Here is a 25179-nt window from a genome sequence, read left to right as displayed (position 1 = left end):
GCGGTGGATCGGCTGACTGAACGCTTCGAGGAACACCGGACCAGGCTGCGGGCGGTCGCTTACCGGATGCTGGGCTCGGCCAGCGAGGCCGAAGACGCCGTCCAGGACACGTGGCTGCGGCTGAACCGCACCGACGCGGCGGAGATCGAGAACCTCGGCGGCTGGCTGACCACGGTGGTGGCGCGGGTGTGCCTGAACGTGCTGCGCTCGCGCGACCACCGGCGGGAGGAACCGCTCGACGCCGCGTTCTCCGAGCCCGCCGACTCCACGGTCGATCCCGCCGCCGACGCGGTGCTCGCCGACTCGGTGGGACTGGCGATGCTGGTGGTCCTGGACACGCTGGCCCCCGCCGAACGGCTCGCGTTCGTCCTGCACGACATGTTCGCGGTGCCGTTCGACGAAATCGCCCCGCTGATCGACCGCACCCCGGCCGCCGCGAGGCAACTCGCGAGCCGGGCCCGGCGCCGGGTCCAGGGGCGTCCCATCGCGACGGAACCGGACGTCGCGCGACGGCGCCAGGTCGTCGACGCCTACCTGACCGCGGCTCGCGGCGGCGACTTCGCCGCGCTCCTCGAACTCCTGCACCCCGATGTCGTCCTCCGCGCGGACAAGGCGGCAGGCCCCTCGCGCGAGCCGATCTTCCTGCGCGGCGCCAGTGTGGTGGCCCGCGGCGCTGCGGCCGCTTCGGTGCGGGCGGCGGTCACCCAGCTCGCGCTGGTGAACGGCGGCATCGGCCTCGTGATGGCCGACGAAGGACGGCCCTCGGTGGTGCTCGCGTTCGCTTTCGTGGACGGGAAGATCAGCGAGATCGACGTCATCGCGGACCGGGAACGGGTGCGGGGGCTGGATTTGGTGATGGTGGACTGATCGGAGTCGTCTCTCTCTTGTTTGAACGCCCGTAAGAACCGATTGCGGCTGAACAAGCGCACCCGGGACCTGCTTCGTGTGGTCGACCGCGGCATGCGGGGGATGGTGAGGTCAGGGGAACATTCGAGATTCGATGTTCGGAACCTGGTTCAACTGAACGAGCGCATGCCGAGGGGCCCGTCGCCTGGTGGTCGGCGGGCTCCCTCGGGTTCAGCGGTGGTTGCGGCGGGGTGTTTGTAGTGGATCTAGATACTGCGGTGGGATGAATTCGGGTCGGCCGTTGGTGATCTGGACTTTCCAGCCGGATTGGCCGTGGATGACCATGTGGTGGTAGCGGCAGAGTAGGCAGAGGTTGTTCAGATCGGTGTCGCCGAACTGCCCCCACGGCAGAACATGGTGGGCTTCGCAGTGCTTCGGTCTTCGTCGGCAGCCGGGGAACGCGCATCCGTGGTCGCGCAGGTTCAAGGCCCGGCGTTGAGCGGGGGTGACGCTGCGGGCGGCGCGGCCGATGTCGAGGGGTTCGCTCTCGCTGCCGAGGAGGGCGGGGATGATTTTGGCGTCGCAGGCCAGCATCCGGGCATGCCGGGCCGTGATCTGCGCGACCCCGTCCACGCAGGCCGCCCCGAGCCCGGAGGTCAAAGTCTCCAGCGGGATGGTGACGACGACGGTGGTGCGGTCTCCGGAGAGGGTGGGGGCTTTGTCGTTGGTCATCGCGTAGTGGATCGCGTCAAAGAGTGCGTCGCCGTTGCGTTCGCCCGGGGTACGCGGGTCGCGGTTGCCGTCCTCGTCGACGGGTCTTCGTTGTCCCCAGGTTTCGAACAGGGCGTTGGCGCGGGCCCCGAACTCGGGGTCGAGGAGGCCGTTGAGCCGCCACCACCCGTCGTCACGCTTGTGCAGATGCACCTCGCGCGAGGGCGGTTTCAGGTCTTCGTCTTTGGGTTCGTTTCCGTCGGGGTCGAGATGGGCCAAGAGGTCGGCGCCGACGTTGGTGATCTCTTGCGGTCCGGCGTGACGGGCCAAGGTCACCAGGATCTGCTCGGCGCCGGTCCGGTCGTCGGCTGAGACCTCGGCCGGGATTTTCTTCAGCACCGCGAGGATCGGGTCCAGCTGCTGATGTCCCAGGTCGCCCTCCGCGGCGGCGGCCCCGGCGATGGGGGCGAACGCCGGGGCGGGCGTGCCGTCCAGATTCCGGCTCTCGTTCACAGCCAGAGCGCGGGCCACCGAGTCACCGGCTTCTTTCGGGCTGATCCGCGCGGTCTCAGCGAACCAGCCCGCGGTCGAGCCGTGCCCGAACAGTTCCATCGGACCGCGGGATTCGATCTCGACCAGGAACTGCCCGACCTCCGCCAACGCCTGCCGTGCCACCGACAACCGCTCCACCACACCGTGCGCGAGCTCCCGCGCACCGGCACGCCACAGCTCCTGCGGCGGTTCGAGGATACGTTGTCCGGACACCCCACAAGAATATCGCATATCGAACAAGTGTGCGAATGTGAAATAGATTCTTGACCTGATTCGGGAAGTTTTCGGAGGGCATGTTGCGAAAGCCACTTTCGCAACCTTGAACGTTGCGAAAGTGGCTTTAGCAACGCGCAGTCTCGTCAGGCCGCCGACCCCTCAAAGATCAAGGCGCAGAATGGTTTCCTCGATCTCACCACCCCGAGCGGCCGCGTACGCGACTTCGGTCCCAACGACACTGAAGCCAGCCTTCTCCAGCACCCGAAGCGACCCGAGATTGTCGCTGGCGGCGCGGGCGTACAAAGGCCGGACCTCGACCGTCTCCAGGAACAGAGCGAGGGCTCGGCTCGCGATTCCTTGCCCCCAAACGGCACGGTCGATCCAGTAGGTGATTTCGGCGTCGCCTTCCATGAAGAATCTGCCGATGGTGCCGAGGAAGCGGCCATCACCGGTCACTGCACGCACGATGAGGTCCGGAGAAGTCCTCAACTTCGCCATGTGGCGGTCGAACGCTTCGCGATCGTCGGGGTCCCTCGCGACGAACGCGGCCATCCTGACCGATTCGGGGTCACGCATCAGCTCGTACAAGGTGTCCAGGTCGCGGTCCTCGACCGACCGCAGTGCCACCTCGACCATCGATCTCCTCCTCAGCGTATCGGCGACGTCCCAGCCAACCATCAAACCCGAAATCCGCCTAAGGTGGCCGAGACGCCGCAGTCATCCCCGGGAGGCACGCATGTCGTTGTTGGCCCAGCTGAACTCCGCGATCACCACGGGTGCGATCGAGGTCGTCGACCTCACCGCCCCGCTGAGCGCGAGCACCCCGATCCTCCAGTTGCCGGAGCCGTTCGCGAACACGATCCCGTTCGGCCTGGAGGAGATCAGCCGGTACGACGAACGCGGCCCGCGCTGGTACTGGAACAACATCCACACCGGCGAGCACACGGGGACCCATCTCGACGTCCCCGTGCACTGGGTGTCGGGAAAGGACGGCCACGACGTCTCCGAGGTGCCGTTGCGCACGCTGGTCGCCCCGGCCGTGGTCCTCGACGCGTCCGCCCGCGCGGCCGAAGATCCGGACTACCTGCTGTCCATAGAAGACATCCGTGAGTGGGAGCGCGTGAACGGGCCACTGCCCGATGGCGGCTGGCTGCTCTACCGCACGGGCTGGGACGCTCGCTCGCACGATCAGGAAGCCTTCCTCAACAACGACGAGAACGGCCCGCACACCCCGGGTGTTTCGGGGGAATGCGCTCGCTGGCTCGCGGAGGAGGCGCCGATCACCGGGTTCGGGGTGGAGACCGTCGGCACCGACGCGGGGCAGGCCCTCTCGCTAGAACCGGCCTTCCCGTGCCACGAACTCCTTCTGGGTGCCGGAAAACACGGCCTGACCCAGTTGCAGAACCTGGCGAGTCTGCCGGCCACCGGCTCGCTGCTGGTCGTCAGCCCGCTCCCGATCGTCGGTGGTTCCGGCAGTCCCGCCAGGGTCTACGCGCTGGTCGAGCGGGTATGAACGTCGCCGAGCTGGTCGGCCGCACGCTCGCGGAACTCGGTGTGGGTGCCGCGTTCGGGGTGGTGGGCAGCGGCAATTTCGAGGCGACCAACGGGTTGCGGGCGGGTGGGGTGCGGTTCGTCGCCGCGCGGCACGAGGGCGGCGCGGCGAGTATGGCCGACGCGTTCGCCCGGATGAGTGGCCAGGTCTCGGTACTGAGTCTCCATCAGGGCTGTGGACTGACCAACGCGCTCACCGGAATCACCGAGGCGGCCAAGAGTCGGACCCCGATGATCGTCTTGGCCGGGGATACCGCGGCGTCCGCGGTGCTGTCGAACTTCCGGGTCGATCAGGACGCGCTCGCGGGCGCCGTCGGCGCTGTATCCGAGCGGGTGCACGGCGCGCGGACCGCGGTCGCCGACACCGTCCGTGCCTATCGGACGGCGGTGCAGCAGCGACGGACTGTCCTGCTCAACCTTCCGCTCGACGTCCAAGCGCAGGAAGCGCCCGAAGCGGTCACGGTTCCGGAAATCCCCGGCCCGGCGTCGATCCGCCCGAGTGCCGACGCGATCGTGAAACTGGCCGATCTCCTCGTCGAAGCGCGGCGGTCGGTGTTCATCGCCGGCCGCGGCGCACGGGGGAGCGCCACGCCTCTTAGGGAACTCGCGGAGGTCTCCGGCGCGCTGCTGGCGACTTCGGCGGTGGCGCACGGCCTTTTCCACGACGATCCCTTCTCGATCGGGATCTCGGGTGGCTTTTCGTCGCCGCGGGCGGCGGATCTCATCAGGGACGCCGACCTCGTGATCGGCTGGGGATGCGCGCTGAACATGTGGACCACCCGGCACGGCACGCTGCTCGGCCAGGACGCCCGCCTGGTCCAGGTCGACGTCGACCAGGCGGCGCTCGGCGCGCACCGGCCGATCGACCTGGGCGTCGTCGGCGACGTCGCCGGCACGGCCGCGGACGTGCACGCCGAACTCGTGAGGCGTGGCCACCACAGGAGCCGCGAAGTTCCCGAAACCACCCGATGGAACGACGTCCCGTATAACGACCTATCCGGCGGCGGGAGGATCGATCCGCGTACGCTCAGCCGCCGCCTCGACGAGATCCTGCCCGCCGAACGGGTGGTCTCGATCGACTCCGGCAACTTCATGGGCTACCCGAGCGCGTACCTGTCCGTGCCCGACGAGAACGGCTTCTGCTTCACCCAGGCGTTCCAAAGCATCGGACTGGGCCTCGGGACGGCGATCGGCGCGGCGCTGGCCCGGCCGGAGCGCCTGCCGGTGCTCGGGGTCGGCGACGGCGGGTTCCACATGGCCCTCTCCGAGCTGGAAACCGCCGTACGACTACGGATCCCGCTCGTCGTCATCGTCTACAACGACGCGGCGTACGGCGCCGAGATCCACCATTTCGGCGCCGCGGACATGACGACGGTCCGGTTTCCCGACACCGACATCGCGGCGATCGGACGCGGTTTCGGCTGCGCCGGGGTCACCGTGCGGTCGGTCGAGGATCTCGCCGCCGTCGAGGACTGGCTCGACGGCCCACGGGACGCGCCGCTCGTCGTCGACGCCAAGATCGCCGACGACGGCGGCTCGTGGTGGCTCGCCGAAGCCTTCCGGCATTGAGTCCTCTAAACGCCCCAGTCCGGCCGTAGCGGCATGCCCGCGTCGCCGTCCGGGCCGACCTTCACCCCGAGAACCTGGTGCAGTTCGATTTCCCGTCGTTCGAAGGCGAGGCGGCACGCGGCCATGTACAGCGCCCAGACGCGGCTCCGGCCGGCACCCGCTTCGGCGACGGCTTCGTCCCAGTTCGCGTCGAGGTTGGCGCACCAGGCGCCGAGGGTGGTGGCGTAATGCTCGCGGAGGTTCTCCGAATGCCGCACCTCCAACCCGCTGTCGTGCATCGCGGTGACGATCTCGCCGACGGATTCCAGTTCGCCGTCGGGGAAGACGTACCGGTCGATGAACCCGCGTGACCGGTGCGGGACGGAGGTGTCCGGGTTGGTGATGCAGTGGTTCAGCAGCCGCCCGTGCGGCTTCAGTTTCCCGGCGAGGAAACGGAAGTACGACGGCAGGTTGCGCGCGCCGATGTGCTCGGTGAGCCCGATCGACGAGACCGCGTCGAAGTCCGTTTCGGTGACGTCGCGATAGTCGAGGTGCCGCACCTCGGCGCGGTCCGCGAGCCCCTTGGTCACGATGTCCTTCTGCGCCCATTGCGCCTGCTCGCGCGAAAGGGTGACGCCCAGCGCCTCGACGCCGTAGTTCTGGACGGCGTGCTCGACCATCCCGCCCCAGCCGCAGCCGACGTCCAGCAGCCGCATGCCGGGCCGGAGCCCGAGTTTCCGGCACACCAGGTCGAATTTGTGCGCCTGCGCCTCTTCCAGCGACGCGCCTTCGGACGGATACGCGGCACAGGTGTAGGCCATCGACGGGCCGAGCACCAGTTCGTAGAACCGGTTCGAGACGTCGTAGTGGTTCGAGATCGCGTTGCTGTCGCGTGCTTTCGAGTGCCGTAGCCCGTCGAAGACGCGCTTGGCGCGGCTCGGCAGTTCTTCGGCGGGCGGGGCGACACGGCGCAGATGCCTCGGTCCGAGTTCGCGCAGCAGCCACAACCGGTCCGCGGCGCTGAGCTGATCGACCTGGGCCACGAGCGCGCGCAACGCCGAGTAGAGATCGCCGTCCACGTCGAGCGCGCCGGCGACGTAGGCACGGGCGAGCCCGAGATCGCCAGGGGACGACATCAGATACGTCAGCGCCAACGGCGACCGCACCTGGATCGACACCGGCGCGTCCGCCGGGCCGCTCGTGCTGCCGTCGTAGGCGGTGATGGACACTTCGGCGCTCGGGCCGAGCAACCGCTCGAAAATCTTCCCGACGGTGGTCGTCTCAGCCATGATCGTCTCTCTTCTTCCCTGGCCCGATCACCGCCGCCGCACGCATTTCGCGTACAGGTCGAGCAAGCGGCCGTCGGGGTCGTAGGCCGTCTTCAGTTTCCGGTAGGCGTCGCCGTTGTACAGCCGCCAGAACTCCTCTTCGGCATAGAAACTGTCGGAGTACAGCGATTTCCGCCCGCCGAGCCGGGTCACTTCGGCCTCGATCAGCCGATTGTGCGTATCCGGCGCCTCGCCGGGGTCCAGTGGCACGGCGGACCAGAACCCGAAGTTGACGTACAGCGTCTCGGGGTCCATTTCGTACAGCGGCGAGTTCGCGCCGCCCGGCCGCTGCTTCAGCGGGCAGATCCACACCGGGCTGATCGGGATCTCGCGGCGGAAGAAGTCCAGGAACTCCGCGGCCCGCGAGAGCGGTACTTCGATGTCCTGGACGATGGTCTCTTCCGGGGGAAGACGACGGAGCTTGAGCAGTTTCGCGGCGATCCCGAACCGGCGGTCGAGCGCCACGACCTTCCAATAGACCGACGACCGCAGCAGCCGCCTGCCCAGCAACAGCCGGGGGAGCCGGTGCTGCACGCCGAACGCCCGCGAGCACCAGAACCAGTCCGTGTCCCAGCGCCACAGGTAGTCCCGGACGCTCAGATGGTCGGTCTCGCGGGAGCGGATCGACTTGTAGTAGATGTCGAGCCAGGTGTAATCGCTGGTCACCGGTGCCGAGGAGGTGAAAGTGCCCAGCGTCAGATACTGCTCGCCCGGCCCGAAGACCGTTCCGTCCACGAAATCCGCCGACCCGCTTCGGCATGCCTCGCCGAGCGCCGCGAAGTACTCCTCGGTGTCTTCGTATCGCACGTGATCGAGCCGGACGTACGGCTTGACCGGCTCCAACTCGATCTTCAGCCGCAACGCGTAGCCGAGCGTCCCGTACGAGTTCGGGAAGCCGTGGAACAGATCGCTGTGCTCGTTGTCCGGCCTGGCGACGACGATCCTGCCGTCGCCGGTGAGGATCTCCATCTCCAGTACCGACTCGTGCACGAGCCCGTTGCGGAACGAGGACGACTCGATGCCGAGGCCGGTGACCGCGCCGCCGAGCGTGATCGTCTTGAGCTGCGGCACGACCAACGGCATCAGCCCGTGCGGCAGGGTCGCGTCCACCAGTTGCTCGTAGGTGACCATGCCTTCGACGTCGGCCGTGCGCGCCAAGGGATCGACGTCGAGCACGTGCGTGAATCCCGAGACGTCCAACCCCGGTGTGCTGGTCGCCTTCCGTGCCCGGAACAGGTTCGACGTGCGCTTCGCCAGCCGGATGGTCCCGTGGAGATCGGCGAGCCGCGCCCGGAGGATTTCGGCACGTGCCTCGTGTTCGGCGAACCGGACCAGCCGCGCCGTCTCCCGGATCCCGCTGTCGCTGCTCGCCATCAGTTCATCGTGCCCCACCGAACCGCCTGGCGCAGCCCTTGACGGTCAGCGGAGCCCGGGCAGCGGGACCGCGTCCGCCATGGCGGTGAAGCCCTTGTCGCCGGGGTGGAGGTGATCACCGGAGTCGTACTCGGGTTTCATCCGCTGCGGGTCGGCGGGATCGCGGATCACCGCGTCGAAGTCGATGTAGCCGTCGAAGAGCCGGCTCGTCCGGATGAACCGGTTCACCGCCTGCCGGGTCTCCTCGAGTTGCGGCGTGTACGAACCCCAGCCCTTCCACGGCGTGATCGTCGCGCCCAGCACGCGCAGACCGCGGTCGTGCGCCCGGCTCGCGATCTGCTTCAACGCCGAGATGATCTTGTTCGGATCGGCCTGGTGCGGGGTCTGCTGGATGTCGTTGATGCCCTCGAACACGATCGCGGACCGCACGCCGGACTGGCTGAGCACGTCCCGGTCCAGCCGGGCCAGCGCGTTGACACCGTAGTTGCCGCCGTCGAGCAGCAGCCGGTTCCCGCTGATCCCGGCGTTGAGCACACCCGTCCTCGCGCTGATCTTGTCGGCGAGCTGATCGGGCCAGCGCAGGTTCGCGCCCCAGGTCGAGTTCGCCCCGTCGGTGATCGAGTCGCCGATCGCCACGACACTGCCCCGCAGGCCGCGGCCCCGGACATCCACACCGGACACGTAGTGCCAGACCGCGGTCTTCTCCGGGAACGACGCCGCCGACTCGTCGGCCGCCTTGTCGCCGTTCCGGGTGAAGTACGAGTTCTGCATGGCCAGCGGGTGGTAGGTGACCGGACCCGACGGCGTCGGCGTGTACGTGGTGACCAGGAGATCGCCGTCCCTCGGCACCGTCAGCGCCGCGCCGTCGCTGAGGACGTCGGCGCCCGGCGGCACGGTGACCTCGCGATCCCCGCCGAAGGTCAGCGTGCGCATCGTGCCCGGCACGGCCTGCGGCGTGTCCGGGCCGGCGGCGACCGCGACGGTCACCCGGCCGAACAGGACCGGGGTCCGGCCGAAGGCGTTGGACAGCCGCACACGCACCTCGTGCCCGCCGACGCTGGTGTGCACGATGTTGCGGATCGAGAAGTTCGGGTAGCCGTTATCGGTCCCGGCCACCCCGGCCGCGGGGGCCGCCGCCCAGGTGCCCACCCAGCCGCTCGGGGCGGCACTTTCCACTCCGGACGGCGGGGCCGCCGCTGCGACCCCGGGCACCACACCCAGCACCAGGATTCCCGCTACGGCGAGCTGTTTCACGCGCATGTCGGTTTCGCCTCCACCCAGTCGGCTCCACCCATCGTCAGTGAATCACCGACAGGCGGTCAACGGCCCGGACGGGACAGGTTTCTGTCGGTGGTCGCGATTAGCCTGAACGCCATGAAGCCAGCCGCCCTCCGGAAGATCTGCCTCGGCTTCCCCGGCGCCCGGGAGGAGTTCCCGTTCGGCGAGGACATCAACGTGTACAAGGTCTCGGGCAAGGTGTTCGCGCTCGGTCCGCTCAAGGCGGAACCGCTGCGGATCAGCCTCAAATGCGAGCCCGACCTGGCCGTCCGGTTGCGTGCCGAGCATCCGGCGATCATCCCCGGCTACCACCTGAACAAACGACACTGGAACACCGTCGAACTGGACGGTTCGCTGACCGACGACTTCGTCCGGGAGCTGATCGAGGACTCCTACGACCTCGTCGTCGCGGGCCTGCCGAAACGAGAACAGGAGAAACTGAACTGGGTCGCGCTCAGCCGGGAATGAGCGCGGCGAAGCCGTTGTGGCTGGTCGGCCCTTTCGCGTGATCGTCCGGACGACTCGCGTGACCGCCAGTAGGGACCCGTAAAGCGTCCTTCACCGCGTCAGCTGCGGTGGTCGTGAGTGGCGAGTCGGGTTAGAACACGCATTGGCACTCACGACCTCGACCCGCGGCCCTCGGAGGTTTCATCGGGATTTCATCGGTCTCTGCCTCCTACCGTGGGCGGAGACGGGTGCCGACCGCCGCACGATGACTCGCCCACCGCGACTTCCTAGGCTGATGTCCGTGCTGGAGATCTTGCGGGACCGGTTGCGGGCACGGGTGCAGGTCAGCCTCGCCCGGGCCGGGCTGACCCTGCCGTGGTGGGTGCCGGTGAGTTCCACCCTGGTGAGCGCGGTGTTCGCGGTGGTCGCCCTGGTCCAGCGAGACGCCCTGCTGCCGCCGGGCCCGGTGGCGCTGGCCGGGCTGGTCGTGATCGTCAGACCGCTGATCTGGGCCACCACCGATTGGGTCGTGCCGTGGGTGCGGATGGCCGCGCTGATCGTCGCGGCCGCGATCCTGCTCATCGAGCCGGTGCTTCCGGATTTCGCGCCGTTGCTGCTTCTGATGGCGGCCACCGAGGCGGGCAGTATCCTGCGGACGCCGCTGGGGATCGCCCTCGTGACCGCCGCGGGTGAACTGGTCCTGGTCGTGGCGGGGATCTGGGGCGGGCTGATCGGCGGGCCCGTGTACATGGTCGCGGTCCTGCTCGGCCTCTGTGGTGGGCTCGTGGTCCGCTGGTACACCCGGGCGCTCGACGCCGAACGCGGCGCACGCGACGTCTCGCGCGACAAGGCGCTGCTCGCCGAACGCCAGCGGATCGCGCGTGAGGTGCACGACGTCGTCGGTCATTCGCTCAGCATCACCCTGCTGCACCTGACCGGTGCCCGGCACGCGCTCCAGCAGGACCGCGACGTCGACGAGGCGATCGAAGCGCTGACCGAAGCCGAGCAGGTGGGACGGGCGGCGATGGCCGACATCCGCCGCACGGTCGGCTTACTGGCCGACTCCCCGTCGGGCAGCGCCCCGCTACCGGGCGTGGAAGACATCGCGACGCTGGTGGAACGCACCCGCAGCGCCGGACTGGCGGTGCGCTATACACAGGAAGGCGACCTCGGCCGGGTAGGCGCCTCGGAAGGATTGGGCCTCTACCGGATCGTGCAGGAATCACTTGTCAACGTCGTCAAGCACGCCCCCGGCGCGACCGCGGAGGTCCGGCTGGACGCCGGCCGTTCCGGGCTGAACCTCGTCGTCAGCAACACCCTCCCCGCGACCGTCCGCCGCGCGGCCGAGGACGGCTCGGGACTGGCCGGGATGGCCGTCCGGGCGGCGCAGCTCGGTGCCGATCTCAGCGCAGGGCCCAGCGGCAGGCAGTGGATCGTGCGCGTCACCGTGCCGGGGGTCAAGCCGTGAGCGCCGCCGAGATCCAGGTGCTGCTGGTCGACGACCAGGAGCTGGTCCGGTCCGGGCTGCGGCGCATCCTGCGGCGGCGCGACGGGTTCGTCATCGCAGGGGAGTGCGGCGACGGCGCGGAGGTGCCCGCGGCGCTGGCCGCGCACGAGGTCGACGTCATCGTGATGGACCTGCGGATGAAGAACGTCGGCGGCGTCGAGGCCACGAGGCGGCTGCGGCGGACCAGCGGGCATCCGCCGGTGCTCGCGCTGACCACCTTCGACGACGACAACCTCTTGGCCGACGCGCTGCGGGCGGGCGCGGCGGGTTATGTGCTCAAGGATTCCCCCGCCGAAGACCTGATCCGGGCCGTGCGGGCGGTCGCCGCGGGTGACGCCTGGCTGGACCCCGGCGTCACCGGGCGGGTGCTCGCCGCCTATCGGCAGGCCGCCGGGAACGGCAGCGGCGGGCGCTCGCCGGAACTGCTGACACCGAGGGAACAGGACGTGCTCAGGGCGATCGGCCGGGGGCTGACCAACGCGGAGATCGCCGCGACCCTCGTGATTTCGGAGGTGACCGTGAAAAGCCATATCGGCCGGATCTTCACCAAACTCGAGTTGCGGGACCGGGCGGCGGCGATCGTGTACGCGTTCGATCACGGGATCGTGGTGCCGGGCTAGTGCGGGACGAAGGGGGGATCATGTCGGAATCGAAACTGCGGTTCGAAGTGCTCGGCCCGTTGCGGGCCTGGCACGGCGAGACCCGGCTGGACCTCGGTCCGGTCCGCCAGCAGGCCGTTCTCGCCGCGCTGCTGCTGCGCCCGGACGTGACCGTCAGCCATTACGAACTCACCGATGGGCTCTGGGAGAAACCGCCGGAGTCGAACGTGCTGCCGGTGTACGTCCGGCGGCTGCGGCAATGCCTGGACACGTCGGGGACGAAGCCGCGGGACTCGGTGATCGTGTCCGATCGCGGCGGCTACCGGTTCGCCGGTGGTGGGGTGCGTCTCGACGTGATCCGGCTGGAGGAGGTCGCCGCCGTCGCGGCCGCCGCCGAGGAAGCGGGCGACCTCGTCGCCGCGGTGGACACCTTCGCCGACGCGCTCCGGCTGTTCCACGGCGAGCCGCTGACGGGACTGCCCGGCGCGTTCGTCCAGGGCGAGCGGCGACGGCTGGAGGAACGCAAACTGCTGTTGCTGCGCCGGAAACTGAAGGCCCAGCTGAAACTCGGACGGTTCGACGAGGTGATCGGCGAACTCTCGGCGCTGGTCTCCGCCGATCCGCCGAGCGAGCCGCTGGCCGCGTTGCTGATGCGGGCGCTCTACGGCGGCGGGCGGCAGGCGGAGGCGCTGGAGGTGTTCACCGACGTCCGCGAGCGGCTGGTGGAGCAACTCGGCGTCGAGCCGGGTGAGGAGCTGCGGCAGGTACAGGAGGCGGTGCTGCGCGGGGACGAAGCGCTGCTCGGTGTCGCCCCGCGCCGGGAGCCCGCTCGCCGGATCCGCAACGAACTGCCCGCCACCAACGGCGAACTCGTCGGCAGGGACCGGGAACTGGCGCTGCTCGTGGCGGACGGCGATCCGGAGTCGGTTTCGGTCGACACCGTCGACGGCGTCCCGGGAGCAGGGAAGACCACGCTCGCGGTGCGCGCGGCCCACCGGCTCCGCGAGTCCTATCCGGACGGTGCGTTGTTCGTGGACCTCCACGGCTACACCGAAGGTCGTGAGCCGGTGACGCCGGAGCGCGCGCTGCGGCGGCTGCTGCGCGCGGTCGGGGTCGAAGACGGGCTCATGCCCGACGATCTCGACGAACTCTCCGCGTCGTGGCGGGCGGCGACCGCGCAGCTGCGGTTGCTGCTGGTACTCGACAACGCCGAGTCCGCCGGGCAGGTGCGGCCCTTGCTGCCGTCCGGACCGGGCAGCCGGGTGCTGGTGACCAGCCGTCGCCGTCTGTCCGGTTTGGACGCCGATCGCCGCGTTTCCCTTGGCGCGCTGGGTATCGAAGCGGCGGAACGGCTGCTCGGCCGGATCGTCGGGGCGCCGAGGGCGGAGGGTGAGCGGTTCGCCGTGCGTGCGCTCGCCGGGCTGTGCGGGCGTTTGCCGCTCGCGCTGCGGATCGCGGGCGCCCGCCTGCAGAACCGTCCGATGTGGACGTTCAAGGATCTGGTGGACCGGATGTCGGACGACGAGCGCAGGCTCGGCGAGCTGACCGCCGAGGACCGCAGTGTCGAGGTGGCACTGCGCCTGTCGTACGAACAGCTGCGCCCCGCCGAGCAGGACGCGTTCAGCGTGCTCGGCCTGTCGCCGACCGCCGAGTTCGACCGGCTCTCGGTCTCCGCGCTGCTGGACTGCTCGCCCGCCGAAGCCGAGCGGCGGCTGGAGAGCCTGGTCGACGCGAGCCTCGTGCAGGAGCCGGCGAGCGGCCGTTACCGGCTGCACGACCTGGTGGCGGTCTACGCCCGGCGACTCGCCGGGGAGATGCCCGAGGAGGCCGCCGAAGCGGCACGAAAACGCGTGTACGGCTTGTATCTCGGCGCCGCTCGACGGGCGAGCGAATGGGGTGTCGCGCGGTTCCCGCTGGAGACGGGCGGTCCTTTCACCGGCCAGCGTGACGCTTCCGCCTGGCTCGACGCCGTCGGCGAACTGCCGGAGGTGGTGTCGCAAGCGGCCGAAGCCGGGCTGGACGACCTCGCGTGCGCGGTCGCCGAGGGACTGGTCGACTATCTCGCGCGTCAGCAGCGGTACCACGAATGCCGGACGGCGTTGCAGATCGCGCTCCCGCTGGCGGAACGGGCCGAGGACGAACGTCTCGTCTCGTCGCTGCGGTTCTGCCTCGGCTACGCCTACGCCATGCAAGGGCAGCTGGACCGGGCGCGCGGCTGGTTCGACGACGCGCTGCGGGCGGGCCAGGCCTCCGGGGATCGCGGTGTGGAGGCGCGGGCACTGGGCGGGTTGACCATGGTGGATCTGATCGCGGGACGGCACGATCTGGCGATCCCCGGCATGCGGCGGGTGATGGTCCTCGCCGACGAGGTGGGGGACAGGTGGCTCGCCGAGAGATCGCTGTCCGCGCTCGGTTATCTCGCGTACATGCGGGGGGAGCACGAAGAAGCGCTCGGCCACCTCGGCCGCGCCCAGGCGCTGGGGGAGGAGATCGGCAGTCCCGGGATGGTGGCCAGGGTGCTGTGCCACAGCGGCACGGTCCGGCTCGAAACCGGCAGGTTCGCCGAAGCCGCGCTCGACCTCCGGCGGTCCGTCGAACTCGCCGAGGAGACCACGGACGGCCTTCTGACCGCGACCAGTCTCGCCCGGCTGGGCGCCGCGGAACTGGAACTGGGGAATCTGGACGCCGCGTTCGAACTCCAGCGGCGGGCGCTGACCGCGGTCACCGAAGAGACCATCGTCGGGATGGAGTCCGAGATCCGCAACCGGCTCGGCCGTACCCATCTCGCGGCGGGTGACCCGGTGGCGGCGAGGGAGCATTTCGAGTGGGTGCTCACCACCATCGGACCCGACGGCGATCCCGCTCAGCGCACTCTCGCGCTGGAGGGGCTGGAGCTCACCAAACAGTCGGTACTCCGGCGTTGACGATCGTGAACCGGTGCCCCGCCATGCTCGTCCGCCAGCGCGCGAAGTAGGTGTCGGCGGCGTCGGCCAGGTGCACGCCGGCGCGGACCTCGTGGACGGCGTAAGCCCACTCCGCGGCGTCGCACAGCACCAATTCCCTTGGTGCGCCGCGTTTGCGGAGCACGGAGGAGCAGAGGGCGCCGCGCCGGCCGACGGCGCCGTCGTCGAGACAACGACGGAGGTCTTCGACGGCGTCGGCGGCGGTGTCGAACAGCGTCCACCGGTACCTCGGCGACGGGCGGCCGTCGGCCCACGGGGTGAAGAACGCCGCCCAGCTCCAGCCCGGTCCGACGACCCCGTCCCGTCGCCCGGGGCTCGGCGCGTCGTCCCGGGGCGTCGCCATGTTGTACGGGGTCCGGCTCGCCGGGCTCATGCACGTCTCCTCGTGGACCACCGGTCCGCGGTCGCGGATCCGTGCCCGGAACCGTAGGGCGGAGCCATGAAATCCCGATGAAACGCCGGTGGCCTCAGAACTGCGGCACCACGGTCAGCCGCCGCCCGTTGAGAGGCTGCGGCGCGCGGGCGTTGCCCGCACCGAACAGGCCCTGGAACCGCGCGATCGTCGACGGCGAAACGGTCTGCTCGAACATCAGGAACCACTGCACCCCTTCGGTGAACGGGGCCGTCGTGAGCGAGCCGTCGTACCGCAGCGTGCTCCGATCGCGGGGCAGCAGCGTGGCGAGGTCGAAGTCCTCCAACGTCACCGTTTCGCCGCATTCCGGGGCGAGCTTCGCCAGGACGCGATCCACCGGCGACGCGGCGCCCGAGCGCAGCGGCACGCCGATCACCAGCAGTTTCCCGGCGGCGCTGCGGTGCACGAAATGCATTTCCAGCGGATCGGTGCGGCCGAGGAAACGGTGTTCGGACGGCGTGTGGAAATGGAACTGTTCGAGTTCGTAGCGGACCCCGGCGAGTGTGACGTGCCCGGTGCCCGGCCTGACGATGGCCTCTTCGGTTTCTTCGTGATTCCTCGTACTGCATCCGTCGGCGTCCGACGCGTCCTTTCGAATGTATTCGAGGTCCAGGTGCGAGTGCCCGTAGGAGATGTCCGGTTTCGGCAGGGCCGGGTCGAACCTGATCGCGCCGGGGGAAATGTCGACCGGGCTCTGTGACGGCTGCCGTGAGTGGGCGGTGCCGCCCGCGGTGAGCAGGAATCCGGCGAGGGCGAGGGGAACGACGAATGCGACAAGGCGCCTGCGCGTCACGCTCTGAACCTTTCGAAGAGCCGCACCCGATGGAGTGGTGCGCGCGAGAAGAACACATCTTTTTCCTGTGTCGAAGAATGTGCAAGCGTGGGCCGCGTCTATATTTCGTAAAGATTCACTGTGCGCATCCGAGTGAACACCCTTAGCATTCGAAGATGTCGATCTTGACCGCGCTCCTCAGCTTGGTGGCCCTCTTTCCCGCCGTGGACCCCGTCGCGCGAACGGGTGCCTGCGAAGGAATGGAAGGGGTGACCGTCGCGGTCAGCGTGCTCGTGCGATGCGTGGCCGGCTCACCCGGTGACGCGCGGACGGCGCTCGAACGCTCCGGGCTCGCGGTGCGACTGGGGGACGGATCGGGGCCGTACGGCGATTCCCGCTACGTCTGCCGCGTCGAAGGCCTGCCCGAGGGCGATCCGTGCACCGGTCATCGGGACGGAACGTCGTTCTGGAAGGTGTGGCGGGTCGGGCTGGATCCGGTCGCCTGGCGCGAATCCGGGACCCAGGACGGGCCCGGCGCGGTGCGTGTCTGTCCCGGCGGGCTCGTCGGCTTCGTCTTCGGGTCGAAGACCGCGCAGATGCCCGTGGCTCCCGAGCGCGTCGTGACCACGCCCGGATGGCTTCCGCCCCGGTGCTGACGGGTCAGTGCACCGGGACGATGAGCGACGCCATCACCTTCGGGATCAGTTCGCTGACGAACCGGCCGTCGGCGGGGAGTTCGCCGCCTGCCAGCAGATAGTTCTGCAGTCCTTGTTCGTACAGGGCGACGAGGACGAGCACCGCGTCGTCCGCCGAGATCGTCAGCTTCCGGCCGATCCGGTCCAGGGTGCCGACCAGGATCGCGCCCAATTCGGTGTGGAAATACCGGAACGCGGCGCCGATCCGGTCGCGGAGCTCCGGCTGCCGCAGGCCCTGCGTGCGGAATTCCGCGCACAGCAGGTACCAGTCCTTGTCCGCGTTGAGCGCGACCATGAACAGTTCGGCGATCCGTCCGAGCGTGGGGGAGAGGTCTTCGTGCGCGCCGACGACGGTGTCGCCGAGCACGCTCTCGGTGGCCTCGCGGAACCGCTCGAGCCGGATCGCGTTCTCCTCCTGGAACAGGGCGAGGAAGAGGTCTTCCTTCGAGCTGAAGTTCGAGTAGAAGGCGCCACGGGTGAAGCCGGCGCGTTCGCAGATCAGCTCGACCGGGGTGTCCCGGATGCCGCGTTCGGAGAAGGCCTCGTACGCCGCGTCGATCAGCCGTCGGCGGGTGTCCGCCCGGCGCCTGGTCATGGTGGCGCCCCGCTCCTCGGTCATCTCGCCATTCTTTCGCATCGGCTCGGTTCACCCGGCTGTGGGACAGGATACATCGTGAATCGGATACAGCGTGTATTACGATACGCCATGTATCCAACGAGTGCCGGGAGCCGATCGTGTCGTCATTCCTCTACCGCCTCGGCAGGCTGGCCGCCCGCGGACGCGTACTGGTCACCGCGTTGTGGCTGGTCGTGCTGTGTGTCTCCGGCGGCGCGGCGCTGCTGTTCGGCCAGGGCACCGACGACACGTTCGCGATCCCCGGCTCGGAGTCCCAGGAGGCGCTCGATCACCTCGGGCGCGTCTTCCCGCAGGTGAGCGGGACGTCGGCGCAGCTGGTGGTGCTCGTCCCCGAAGGGCAGCGGGCCGATTCCGCCGCTGTGCGCGACTCCGTCTCCGCCGTGGTCCCGGAGCTCACCGGATCACCGCAGGTCTCGACGGTGGTCAATCCCTTCGACCCGGCCGTGCACGACGCGGTGTCCAAGGACGGCCGCGCCGCGCTGGTCACCGTCCAGCTCGACGTCGGACTGGCCGACATCCAGCCGTCGACCCGGACCGCGCTCGCCGGCATCGCGCAGGACCTGGAGAACCGGATCGGCCACGGCACCGAGGTGCTCACCGGCGGCGACGCGTTCTCGGACAAGGTGCCGAAGCTCAGCCCCACCGAGGGGATCGGCCTCGTCATCGCGCTCGTGGTGCTGCTGATGGTGTTCGGTTCGTTCATCGCCGCGGGAATGCCTTTGCTGACGGCGATCCTCGGTGTCGGCGTCTCGGTGGCGCTGGTCTACGCGGCGACGTCGGTGGCGACGGTGTCCTCCACGGCGCCGATGCTCGCGGTCATGCTCGGGCTGGCCGTCGGCATCGACTACGCGCTCTTCCTCCTGTCCCGCCACCGGGATCAGCTCGCCGAAGGACTCGAGGTCGAGGAGTCCATCGCCAGGGCGACCGCCACCGCCGGATCCGCGGTCATCTTCGCCGGGCTCACCGTGGTGATCGCGCTGCTGGGCCTGTTCGTCGCCGGGATCCCGTTCCTGACGACGATGGGTATCGCGGCGGCGGGCGGCGTCGCGGTCGCGGTGATCGTGGCCATCACCCTCATCCCCGCGCTGCTGGCGTTCGCCGGCGAACGGCTGCGGCCCAAGAAGCCGCGAAAGGCACGGAAGACCAAGAAGAAGACGCGGTTCAGCCTCCGCTGGGTCCGGCTCGCCACGAAGTCCCCGTGGGTCACGATCGCGCTGATCGTCGGGGTGCTGGCGATCGCGTCGGTTCCCGCGCTGGATCTCCGGCTCGCCTTGCCGGACAACGGAACCGACGAGGACGGCACTCCGGCCCGGGTCGCTTACGACGCCGTCGCCGAGCACTTCGGGCCCGGCTTCAACGGCCCGCTCGTCGTCACCGCGGACATCCTGTCGACCACCGACCCGGTCGGGATCACCAACGGCATCGCCGACGACATCCGCGAGGTGCCCGGCGTCGCCGTCGTCCCGCTCGCGACGCCGAACCCCAAGGGCGACACCGCGATCATCCAGGTCGTGCCGACGACCGGCGCCTTCGACGAGGCGACCGACGACCTGGTCGAACGGCTGCGGTCCATGGAAGGACAATTCAAGGACCGGTACGGCGTGCAGACCGCGGTCACCGGGTTCACCGCCGTCGGCATCGACGTGTCCACGCAGCTCGGCGACGCGCTGCTGCCGTTCGGCATCCTGGTCGTCGGGCTCTCGTTGGTGTTGCTGGCGATGGTGTTCCGTTCGATCCTCGTGCCGCTCAAAGCCACCTTCGGCTACCTGCTGTCGATCGGTGCGGCGTTCGGCGCGACGTCGTTCGTGTTCGGGCAGGGACATCTGGCGGACGCGCTGGGCGTCACCCGCACCGGCAGCGTGATCAGCTTCCTGCCGATCATCCTGATGGGTGTCCTTTTCGGACTGGCCATGGATTACGAGGTGTTCCTCGTGTCCCGGATCCGGGAGGACTACGTCCATCACGGCGACGCGCACAAGGCGATCGAGACGGGCTTCGTGTCCGCGTCGAGGGTCGTGACAGCGGCGGCGGTGATCATGCTGGGCGTGTTCGCCGCCTTCGTGCCCGACGGCAGCGCCACGATCAAACCGATCGCGTTCAGTCTCGCGGTCGGGGTGTTCGTGGACGCCTTCCTGGTGCGGATGACGCTCGTCCCGGCGATCCTCGCGCTGCTGGGCCCGCGCGCCTGGGGCCTGCCGCCGTGGCTGGACCGCAAACTCCCGGTGTTCGACGCCGAGGGCGACGGCCTCGTCCACGAACTCCGGCTCGCCGACTGGCCCGCGCCGGGTTCGCCCGAGGTGATCAGTGCCGCCGGTCTCCGGGTCGACGACGACCGGGGCCGCACCATCTTCCGCGACGTCGAACTGCATCTCGGCCCGGGCGAGATCCTCGCCGTGCACGGTTCCGGCCCGGCGGGCAAGAGCGCGCTGCTCTACGCGCTCGCCGGCCGGGTGCCGAACGTCCGCGGTGATCTGAAGGTTCTCGGCCGGGTGCTGCCGCAGCACGCGCACGCCGTCCGGCGGAACGTCGCCTTCGTCGCCTGCAAGGAGACCGACGACCCGGCAGGCGAGGTCCGCCGCGCACTCGACGACGGTGTCGCGCTCGTCTTCCTCGACGACCTGGACACCGTCGTCAACACCGCCCAGCGCGCGGGGTTGCGAGCCTCGTTCGCGAGCCGGGCCGCGACCTTCGCCGTGTCCTGCCAGAGCCTCGCCATCGTGCGGGATCTGGTGCCCACCACCGCCGTCGCGGGTCTCGCCATGACACCCGCCCCCGTCCCCGCCGAGGTCCGCTGATGTCCCGCTTCTTCACCGGTTCCGCCCGCGCGACCGCCATCGGACCGCTGACCTGGAAGACCTGGGTCGGGATCGTGCTCGTGCCGGTGATCGTCGCGCTCGGGCTGGCGTGGGCGTTCTGGTCGCCCGAGGACAACCACGGCGCGGCCAAGGCCGCCGTGGTCAACGACGACGAGCCGGTGACGGTGAACGGGCAGCTGATCCCGCTCGGCCGGGAACTGGCCGGAAACCTCGTGCACGGCGAGGATTCCGCGTACACGTGGGTGCTCACCGATGCCGAGGACGCGAAGGAGGGCATTTCCGACGGCACGTATTCGGCCGTCGTGACGATTCCGCGGGACTTCTCCGCGCAGGCCACGTCGACGTCGGGTAAGCCGCTCGACGCGAAGCAGGCGATCATGCGCGTCGAGACGTCACAGCGTACCGGTCTGGTCGATCCGGTGGCGAGCCGCGAGGTCGCGAACGCGACGCTCACCGCGCTGAACCGGCAGATCGTCGAGACCTATGTGGACAATCTGTACGTCGGGTTCTCCTCGATCCACCAGCAGCTGGTGCAGGCGGCCGACGGCAGCGACCAGCTCGTGGTCGGACTGCGGCAGTTGTCCGACGGGACCGGGAAACTGGCCGCGGGCGCGGGAGAACTCGCCGGTGGGGCGGGAAAACTCAGCGGCGCCGCCGGGCAGCTGGCGGACGGCGCGCGCAAACTCGCGAACGGCACCGGGCAGCTCGCCACCGGTTCCGGTCAGTTGTCGTCGGGGCTGACGCAGGCGGAGAAGGACACCGCGCAGCTGCCCCGGCTGACCAGGGAACTGGCCGACGGGGCACAGCAGGTCGCGAACGGCAACAAGCAGCTGTCCGACAAGATCTCGCCGCTGGCGGACAAGGTCGTGCGGATCATCGACGCGCTGCCGTCGGCGGGCGACTCGGCTCGCAAGTTCGCGGAGTTGGCCCAAAAATGCGATCAGGACACGAAGTTCTGCGCCGATCTCAAGGCCGCTTCGGAGAAGCTCACGGCCGACGCCGCGATCCTCGACGGCAAACGCGCCGAAATCCGCGACGCCGTCGTCCAGACGAAGAAGGCGGTGCAAGACCTTTCGGCGGGCTCGCAGAAGGTCGCCGACGGGAACAAGCAGCTCGCGGACAAGTCGAAGGAACTCGCGGGCGGCATCGGTACGGCGGCCGACGGCGCGCGGAAACTCGACGCCGGGGTCAAGGCCGCCGACTCGGGGGCACGACAGCTCGCCGACGGCTCCGGGCAACTCGCCGGCGGCGCGACGACGCTGTCCACCGGTGCGGGTGAACTCGCCACCGGCGCCCGTTCCGCCGCCGATGGCGCCGAGCGCGCCGAATCCGGCGCCTCGGAACTGGCCAAGGGCCTCAACGAGGGCCGGGGCAAGGTGCCCGACTACACCCAGGCCGAACGCGACCACCTCAAACAGGTCGCCGCCACCCCCGCGATCGCCGACACGGCGGGCTCGGGATCGTTCGGTGAAGGCGCGGTGGCGCTGATCCTGGTGCTGGCGCTGTGGGGCTGCGCGCTGGCGACGTACCAGGTGATCCGGGCGGTGCCGCCGAGCGTGCTCACCACCCGCGAACCGAGTTGGCGGATCATCCTCGCCGCGGCCGTCCCCGGCGCGACGCTGGCGGTGCTGACCGCCCTGATCCTGACCGGCGTGTTCTGGGCGTTCCTCGGCCTGAGCTTCGGCAAGGCGGTGACGCTGCTGGTGGTGCTCGTGCTCGCGGCGGGGACGTTCACCGTCGTCAACCAGGCGCTGGTGGCGATCTTCAAACGTCCTGGCCGCTTCGCCGCCCTGGCGATCCTCGTGCTCACAGTCGGCGCTTCGCTGGTCTCGACCGTGCCTGGCTTTTTCGGGACCGTGCTGGGGATCCTGCCGACCAACGGCGCCTTGGTGGCGCTGCGGTCGCTGCTGACCGGGACGGACGGACTGACGTCGGGGATCGTGCAGCTCGTGGTGTGGCTGGGAATCGGGACCCTGGCGATGATCCTGGTGACGGACCGGCGGCGGTCCTTGCCCGGACGGGAACTGCGGCTACCCCTCAGGGGTATGTGACGAGCATCGCGGTCTGGTACCCCTGGGGGGTATGTATGGTGAGCTCATGAACATGACGATGCACCACGGAACGCATGGCCACGAACCCGCCGGTCTCGCGTCGGCCCAAGGTGGCTACACCCTGGCGCCCACCACCACGAAGCTCATCCCCGGAACGACGGCGCCCTTCACCTTCCGAATCCTTGGCGCCGACGGCAAGCCGGTGACCGCCTACGACGTCGAGCACGAAAAGCGGCTGCACCTCATCGTCGTCCGCCGTGACACCGCGGGCTTCCAGCACATCCACCCCGAACTCGGCGACGACGGCACTTGGTCGGTCCCGCTGACCATCGCCGACGCCGGGGTCTACCGCGTGTTCGCCGATTTCAAGCCCAGCGGCGGCGAGGGGATCACCTTGGGGGTCGATCTCTTCGCCGGCGGGGACTTCCGCCCCGTCGAATACCGGACTTCGCGCGTCGCGGAGGTCGACGGCTACCGGGTCCACCTCGACGGCGAACTCGCGCCGGGAATGCCGTCGAAGGTGACCCTCACCGTCACCAAGGACGGCCGTGCGGTCACCGATCTCCAGCCGTATCTGGGTGCGTATGGGCATTTGGTCGCGCTGCGCGGTGGCGACCTCGCGTACCTGCACGTCCACCCCGACGGCGAACCCGGCGACGGCCGGACCGCGGCGGGTCCCGAGGTGACGTTCTTCGCCGGGTTCCCGACGGCGGGGACTTACCGGCTGTTCCTCGATTTCCAGCACGAGGGCAAGGTCCGCACCGCCGAATTCACCGTCACCGCTTGACGGCGAGACCGGACCTCGATCAGTATGAACACGTGTTCATGAACGTGTGTTCATAACGGAGGAGGTTCTGCGATGTCCGGCATCGTCAACACCGCGCAGTCCGAGGCGTGGAACGGCTACGAGGGACGGCACTGGGCCGAGCACGACGGGCGCTACGACGCGGTGAACAGCGGGTTCAACGAGTTCCTGTTCGACGCCGCCGGAATCGGCGAGCGGGACCGGGTGCTCGACATCGGCTGTGGAAACGGGCAGGTCACCCGGCTCGCCGCCGTCCGCGCCCCGCTCGGGGAGGCGACCGGGATCGACCTGTCCGCGCCGATGCTCGCCACGGCGCGGGCCCGCGCGGAGGCCGAGGGTGTGGCGAACGTGCGGTTCGAGCAGGGCGACGTCCAGGTATTTCCGCTGGGGGAAGGGGTTTTCGACGTCGCGCTCAGCCGGTTCGCGGTGACGTTCTTCGCGGATCCGGTCGCCGCCTTCACGAATGTGCGCAGGGCGCTGAAGCCGGGCGGCAGGCTCGCGTTCCTGTGCATGACCGCACTCGCCGGAACCGATCTCGGCACCGTTTTCGGTGCGCTGTCACCGTTCCTGCCGACCCCGACCGGGGAGGACGGTACCGGCCCGACGGCGTTCGCCGATCCCGAACGGGCTCGCTCGGTGCTGACGGACGCCGGATTCCGCGAGGTCACGGCCACCCGCGTCGAGGCCGATCAGGTCTGGGGGAGCGACGTGGCCGACGCCGCCGGGTTCATCGCGGACTGGGGTCCGGTCAGGTACCACCTCGGTCTGGCCGGCGAAGAAGCGGCGAACGGCGCGCGAGAAGCGCTTTCGGCCGCGCTGCGGCCCTTTGCCGGACCGGGCGGTGTGCGGCTGCGCGGTGCCGCGTGGCTGGTCAAGGCGAAATCCTGATGGCACCGAGGAAAGCGGCGGCACTGCGCGACACCGAAGACGGCCGGAGCCTGCGCGAGCATCTGATCGGCACGGCCGCGGACCTGATCTCCGCCAACGGCACCGCGGAACTCACGGTCCGGGCCATCGCGCGGGCGGCCGGGGTCGCCGACGGCGTGCTGTACAACCACTTCACCGACAAGGAGGAGTTGCTGGCCGACGCGCTGGCGGAACACGTGCGGCGGGTCGAAGCGGGGCTCGGCGAGCTGCCCGCGCCCGGTTCGGCCACGGTCGAAGCCAATCTCCGCGCCCAGCTGGCGTACGGGTTGGCTCTGCACAAGGAGATCCTGCCCGCCTTCGCCGGGCTGCTCGCCCGCCCCGCCGTGCTCGCGCGGTTCGGCGAGCTGGCCGGGGACGGTGAGACCTGGCGCGATCGCCTCGCCGGATATCTGCGCGCGGAGAAGGAACTCGGCAGGCTGGACGGCGATGTCGACGCGGCGGCGTCGATGCTGGTCGGCGTCTGTCACGAATCGGTGCTCACCGCGCTGCTCCCGCATGGCCCGCGGGTGGCCACGTCGCCCGCGGTGAAAGCAGTGGTCAAGACGGTGCTGGAGGGTATCGCGGTGCGCTGACGCCCGTGTCGCGTTCGACACGGGTTGATCAGTGGGTGTTCTGGGTAACCCGGTTGTGCGACTTCAGCAAGGAGGTCGCGCGCGAGGGGAAGGGTGGCTCCATGATCAACATCGCGGAGCATCCGGTGCCGGGAACCTGGGTGCTCGACCTGCGGGCCACGACGCCACGGGCGTTGCCGGACATGCGCGCCTGGGTGGTCAGATGCCTTCCCGATCTCGGCGAGGGACACCGCGACGACGTCCTGCTGGCGGCGACGGAGCTCGTCGCCAACGCTTATGTGCACGGGGGTGGCGCACGCCACATCCAGCTGTGGCGTGGCGTGTCGCCCTGTGCTGTCCGCATCGAGGTCGCGGATGTCAGCGTCGAACAGCCGCGGGCGCGGTGCTCGCAGTTCGAGGATCCCCGCGGGCGCGGCCTTCTCGTCGTCGACGGGGTGGCCGTGCAATGGGGTGTCCGGCGCGAGCCGGTGCGCGGCGGGAAGATCGTCTGGGCGCACATCCGGTGCGACGGCGGCTGTCCGGAAGCACTCCCGCGCGTGCGCGTGAAGCGCTCCCGGAACTGATCACCGCGG

At 69.5% G+C, this 25179-nt stretch carries 22 protein-coding genes; 14 read left to right on the top strand and 8 right to left on the bottom strand.

Annotated elements, in window-relative coordinates:
• Positions 1 to 3 precede the first annotated feature (3 nt).
• A complete protein-coding gene (locus DMC64_RS29485; protein ID WP_037348279.1) occupies positions 4 to 867 on the top strand; it encodes a sigma-70 family RNA polymerase sigma factor in 864 nt (287 codons plus the stop codon).
• 210 nt (positions 868 to 1077) lie between these two features.
• On the opposite strand, the gene DMC64_RS29480 is transcribed toward DMC64_RS29485, so the two are convergent.
• On the bottom strand, positions 1078 to 2322 hold the full coding sequence (locus DMC64_RS29480) for an HNH endonuclease signature motif containing protein (RefSeq protein ID WP_125736162.1): 1245 nt from the start codon (positions 2320 to 2322) through the stop codon (positions 1078 to 1080).
• Positions 2323 to 2484: 162 nt separating this feature from the next.
• Positions 2485 to 2961: a GNAT family N-acetyltransferase gene (locus DMC64_RS29475; RefSeq protein WP_125736161.1), complete on the bottom strand. Its 477-nt coding sequence runs from the start codon at positions 2959 to 2961 to the stop codon at positions 2485 to 2487.
• 100 nt (positions 2962 to 3061) lie between these two features.
• Here DMC64_RS29475 and DMC64_RS29470 point away from each other — a divergent pair, with 100 nt between their 5' ends.
• A complete protein-coding gene (locus tag DMC64_RS29470) occupies positions 3062 to 3838 on the top strand; it encodes a cyclase family protein (protein ID WP_125736160.1) in 777 nt (258 codons plus the stop codon).
• Positions 3835 to 5445 (top strand): thiamine pyrophosphate-binding protein, encoded by a 1611-nt coding sequence (locus DMC64_RS29465; protein WP_125736159.1) that lies wholly within the window; start codon positions 3835 to 3837, stop codon positions 5443 to 5445. Before DMC64_RS29470 ends, DMC64_RS29465 begins: the two co-directional genes overlap by 4 nt.
• 5 nt (positions 5446 to 5450) lie before the next feature.
• Here DMC64_RS29465 and DMC64_RS29460 read toward each other — a convergent pair whose 3' ends face one another.
• The 3 genes from DMC64_RS29460 to DMC64_RS29450 are packed head-to-tail and all read right to left on the bottom strand — an operon-like array spanning position 5451 to position 9386.
• Positions 5451 to 6713 (bottom strand): class I SAM-dependent methyltransferase, encoded by a 1263-nt coding sequence (locus DMC64_RS29460; RefSeq protein WP_125736158.1) that lies wholly within the window; start codon positions 6711 to 6713, stop codon positions 5451 to 5453.
• 27 nt (positions 6714 to 6740) lie between these two features.
• On the bottom strand, positions 6741 to 8126 hold the full coding sequence (locus tag DMC64_RS29455; protein ID WP_125736157.1) for an FAD-binding oxidoreductase: 1386 nt from the start codon (positions 8124 to 8126) through the stop codon (positions 6741 to 6743).
• 45 nt (positions 8127 to 8171) lie between these two features.
• On the bottom strand, positions 8172 to 9386 hold the full coding sequence (locus DMC64_RS29450; protein ID WP_125736156.1) for an SGNH/GDSL hydrolase family protein: 1215 nt from the start codon (positions 9384 to 9386) through the stop codon (positions 8172 to 8174).
• 114 nt (positions 9387 to 9500) lie between these two features.
• On the opposite strand from DMC64_RS29450, the gene DMC64_RS29445 reads away from it, so the two are divergent.
• The 4 genes from DMC64_RS29445 (at position 9501) to DMC64_RS29430 (ending at position 14881) form a co-directional block, all read left to right on the top strand.
• Entirely contained in the window at positions 9501 to 9872 is a 372-nt protein-coding gene (locus DMC64_RS29445) for an MmcQ/YjbR family DNA-binding protein (RefSeq protein ID WP_125736155.1), read from the top strand.
• Positions 9873 to 10152: 280 nt separating this feature from the next.
• Positions 10153 to 11319 carry a sensor histidine kinase gene (locus DMC64_RS29440; protein WP_037340367.1) on the top strand — a complete coding sequence of 389 codons (1167 nt, stop codon included), beginning with the start codon at positions 10153 to 10155 and terminating at the stop codon, positions 11317 to 11319.
• Positions 11316 to 11978 carry a response regulator transcription factor gene (locus DMC64_RS29435; protein ID WP_125736154.1) on the top strand — a complete coding sequence of 221 codons (663 nt, stop codon included), beginning with the start codon at positions 11316 to 11318 and terminating at the stop codon, positions 11976 to 11978. The genes DMC64_RS29440 and DMC64_RS29435 overlap by 4 nt, the downstream gene beginning before the upstream one ends.
• Positions 11979 to 11998: 20 nt before the next feature.
• On the top strand, positions 11999 to 14881 hold the full coding sequence (locus DMC64_RS29430) for a BTAD domain-containing putative transcriptional regulator (protein WP_199755135.1): 2883 nt from the start codon (positions 11999 to 12001) through the stop codon (positions 14879 to 14881).
• Here the strand turns inward: DMC64_RS29430 and DMC64_RS29425 are convergent.
• Positions 14853 to 15293 (bottom strand): hypothetical protein, encoded by a 441-nt coding sequence (locus tag DMC64_RS29425; protein WP_125736152.1) that lies wholly within the window; start codon positions 15291 to 15293, stop codon positions 14853 to 14855. The genes DMC64_RS29430 and DMC64_RS29425 overlap by 29 nt on opposite strands.
• A gap of 94 nt (positions 15294 to 15387) precedes the next feature.
• Positions 15388 to 16125 carry a carbonic anhydrase family protein gene (locus DMC64_RS29420; RefSeq protein WP_158634271.1) on the bottom strand — a complete coding sequence of 246 codons (738 nt, stop codon included), beginning with the start codon at positions 16123 to 16125 and terminating at the stop codon, positions 15388 to 15390.
• A gap of 155 nt (positions 16126 to 16280) precedes the next feature.
• Here DMC64_RS29420 and DMC64_RS29415 point away from each other — a divergent pair, with 155 nt between their 5' ends.
• Entirely contained in the window at positions 16281 to 16760 is a 480-nt protein-coding gene (locus DMC64_RS29415; RefSeq protein WP_125736150.1) for a hypothetical protein, read from the top strand.
• Between the two features lie 4 nt (positions 16761 to 16764).
• On the opposite strand, the gene DMC64_RS29410 is transcribed toward DMC64_RS29415, so the two are convergent.
• A complete protein-coding gene (locus tag DMC64_RS29410) occupies positions 16765 to 17418 on the bottom strand; it encodes a TetR/AcrR family transcriptional regulator (protein ID WP_125736149.1) in 654 nt (217 codons plus the stop codon).
• Between the two features lie 116 nt (positions 17419 to 17534).
• Between DMC64_RS29410 and DMC64_RS29405 the strand changes: the two genes are divergently transcribed.
• From DMC64_RS29405 to DMC64_RS29380, 6 genes are all read left to right on the top strand, one after another.
• Complete coding sequence (locus DMC64_RS29405; protein ID WP_125736148.1) at positions 17535 to 20231, top strand: MMPL family transporter; 2697 nt, start codon at positions 17535 to 17537, stop codon at positions 20229 to 20231.
• On the top strand, positions 20231 to 22303 hold the full coding sequence (locus DMC64_RS29400) for a YhgE/Pip domain-containing protein (RefSeq protein WP_125736147.1): 2073 nt from the start codon (positions 20231 to 20233) through the stop codon (positions 22301 to 22303). Before DMC64_RS29405 ends, DMC64_RS29400 begins: the two co-directional genes overlap by 1 nt.
• A 46-nt stretch (positions 22304 to 22349) precedes the next feature.
• Entirely contained in the window at positions 22350 to 23090 is a 741-nt protein-coding gene (locus DMC64_RS29395; RefSeq protein WP_233629859.1) for a DUF748 domain-containing protein, read from the top strand.
• Positions 23091 to 23162: 72 nt separating this feature from the next.
• Complete coding sequence (locus tag DMC64_RS29390; RefSeq protein WP_125736146.1) at positions 23163 to 23996, top strand: class I SAM-dependent methyltransferase; 834 nt, start codon at positions 23163 to 23165, stop codon at positions 23994 to 23996.
• Positions 23996 to 24607, top strand: a complete 612-nt coding sequence (locus tag DMC64_RS29385; RefSeq protein WP_125736145.1) for a TetR/AcrR family transcriptional regulator — start codon at positions 23996 to 23998, stop codon at positions 24605 to 24607. Before DMC64_RS29390 ends, DMC64_RS29385 begins: the two co-directional genes overlap by 1 nt.
• Positions 24608 to 24708: 101 nt before the next feature.
• Positions 24709 to 25170 carry an ATP-binding protein gene (locus DMC64_RS29380; protein ID WP_037339664.1) on the top strand — a complete coding sequence of 154 codons (462 nt, stop codon included), beginning with the start codon at positions 24709 to 24711 and terminating at the stop codon, positions 25168 to 25170.
• Positions 25171 to 25179: the final 9 nt, after the last annotated feature.

Origin of the sequence: Amycolatopsis sp. WAC 04197 (assembly GCF_003947475.1) — a bacterium.
Taxonomy (GTDB): Bacteria; Actinomycetota; Actinomycetes; order Mycobacteriales; family Pseudonocardiaceae; genus Amycolatopsis; species Amycolatopsis japonica.
The sequence above is the reverse complement of the archived record's forward strand: the minus strand, read 5'-3'. Positions and strand labels throughout refer to the sequence as shown.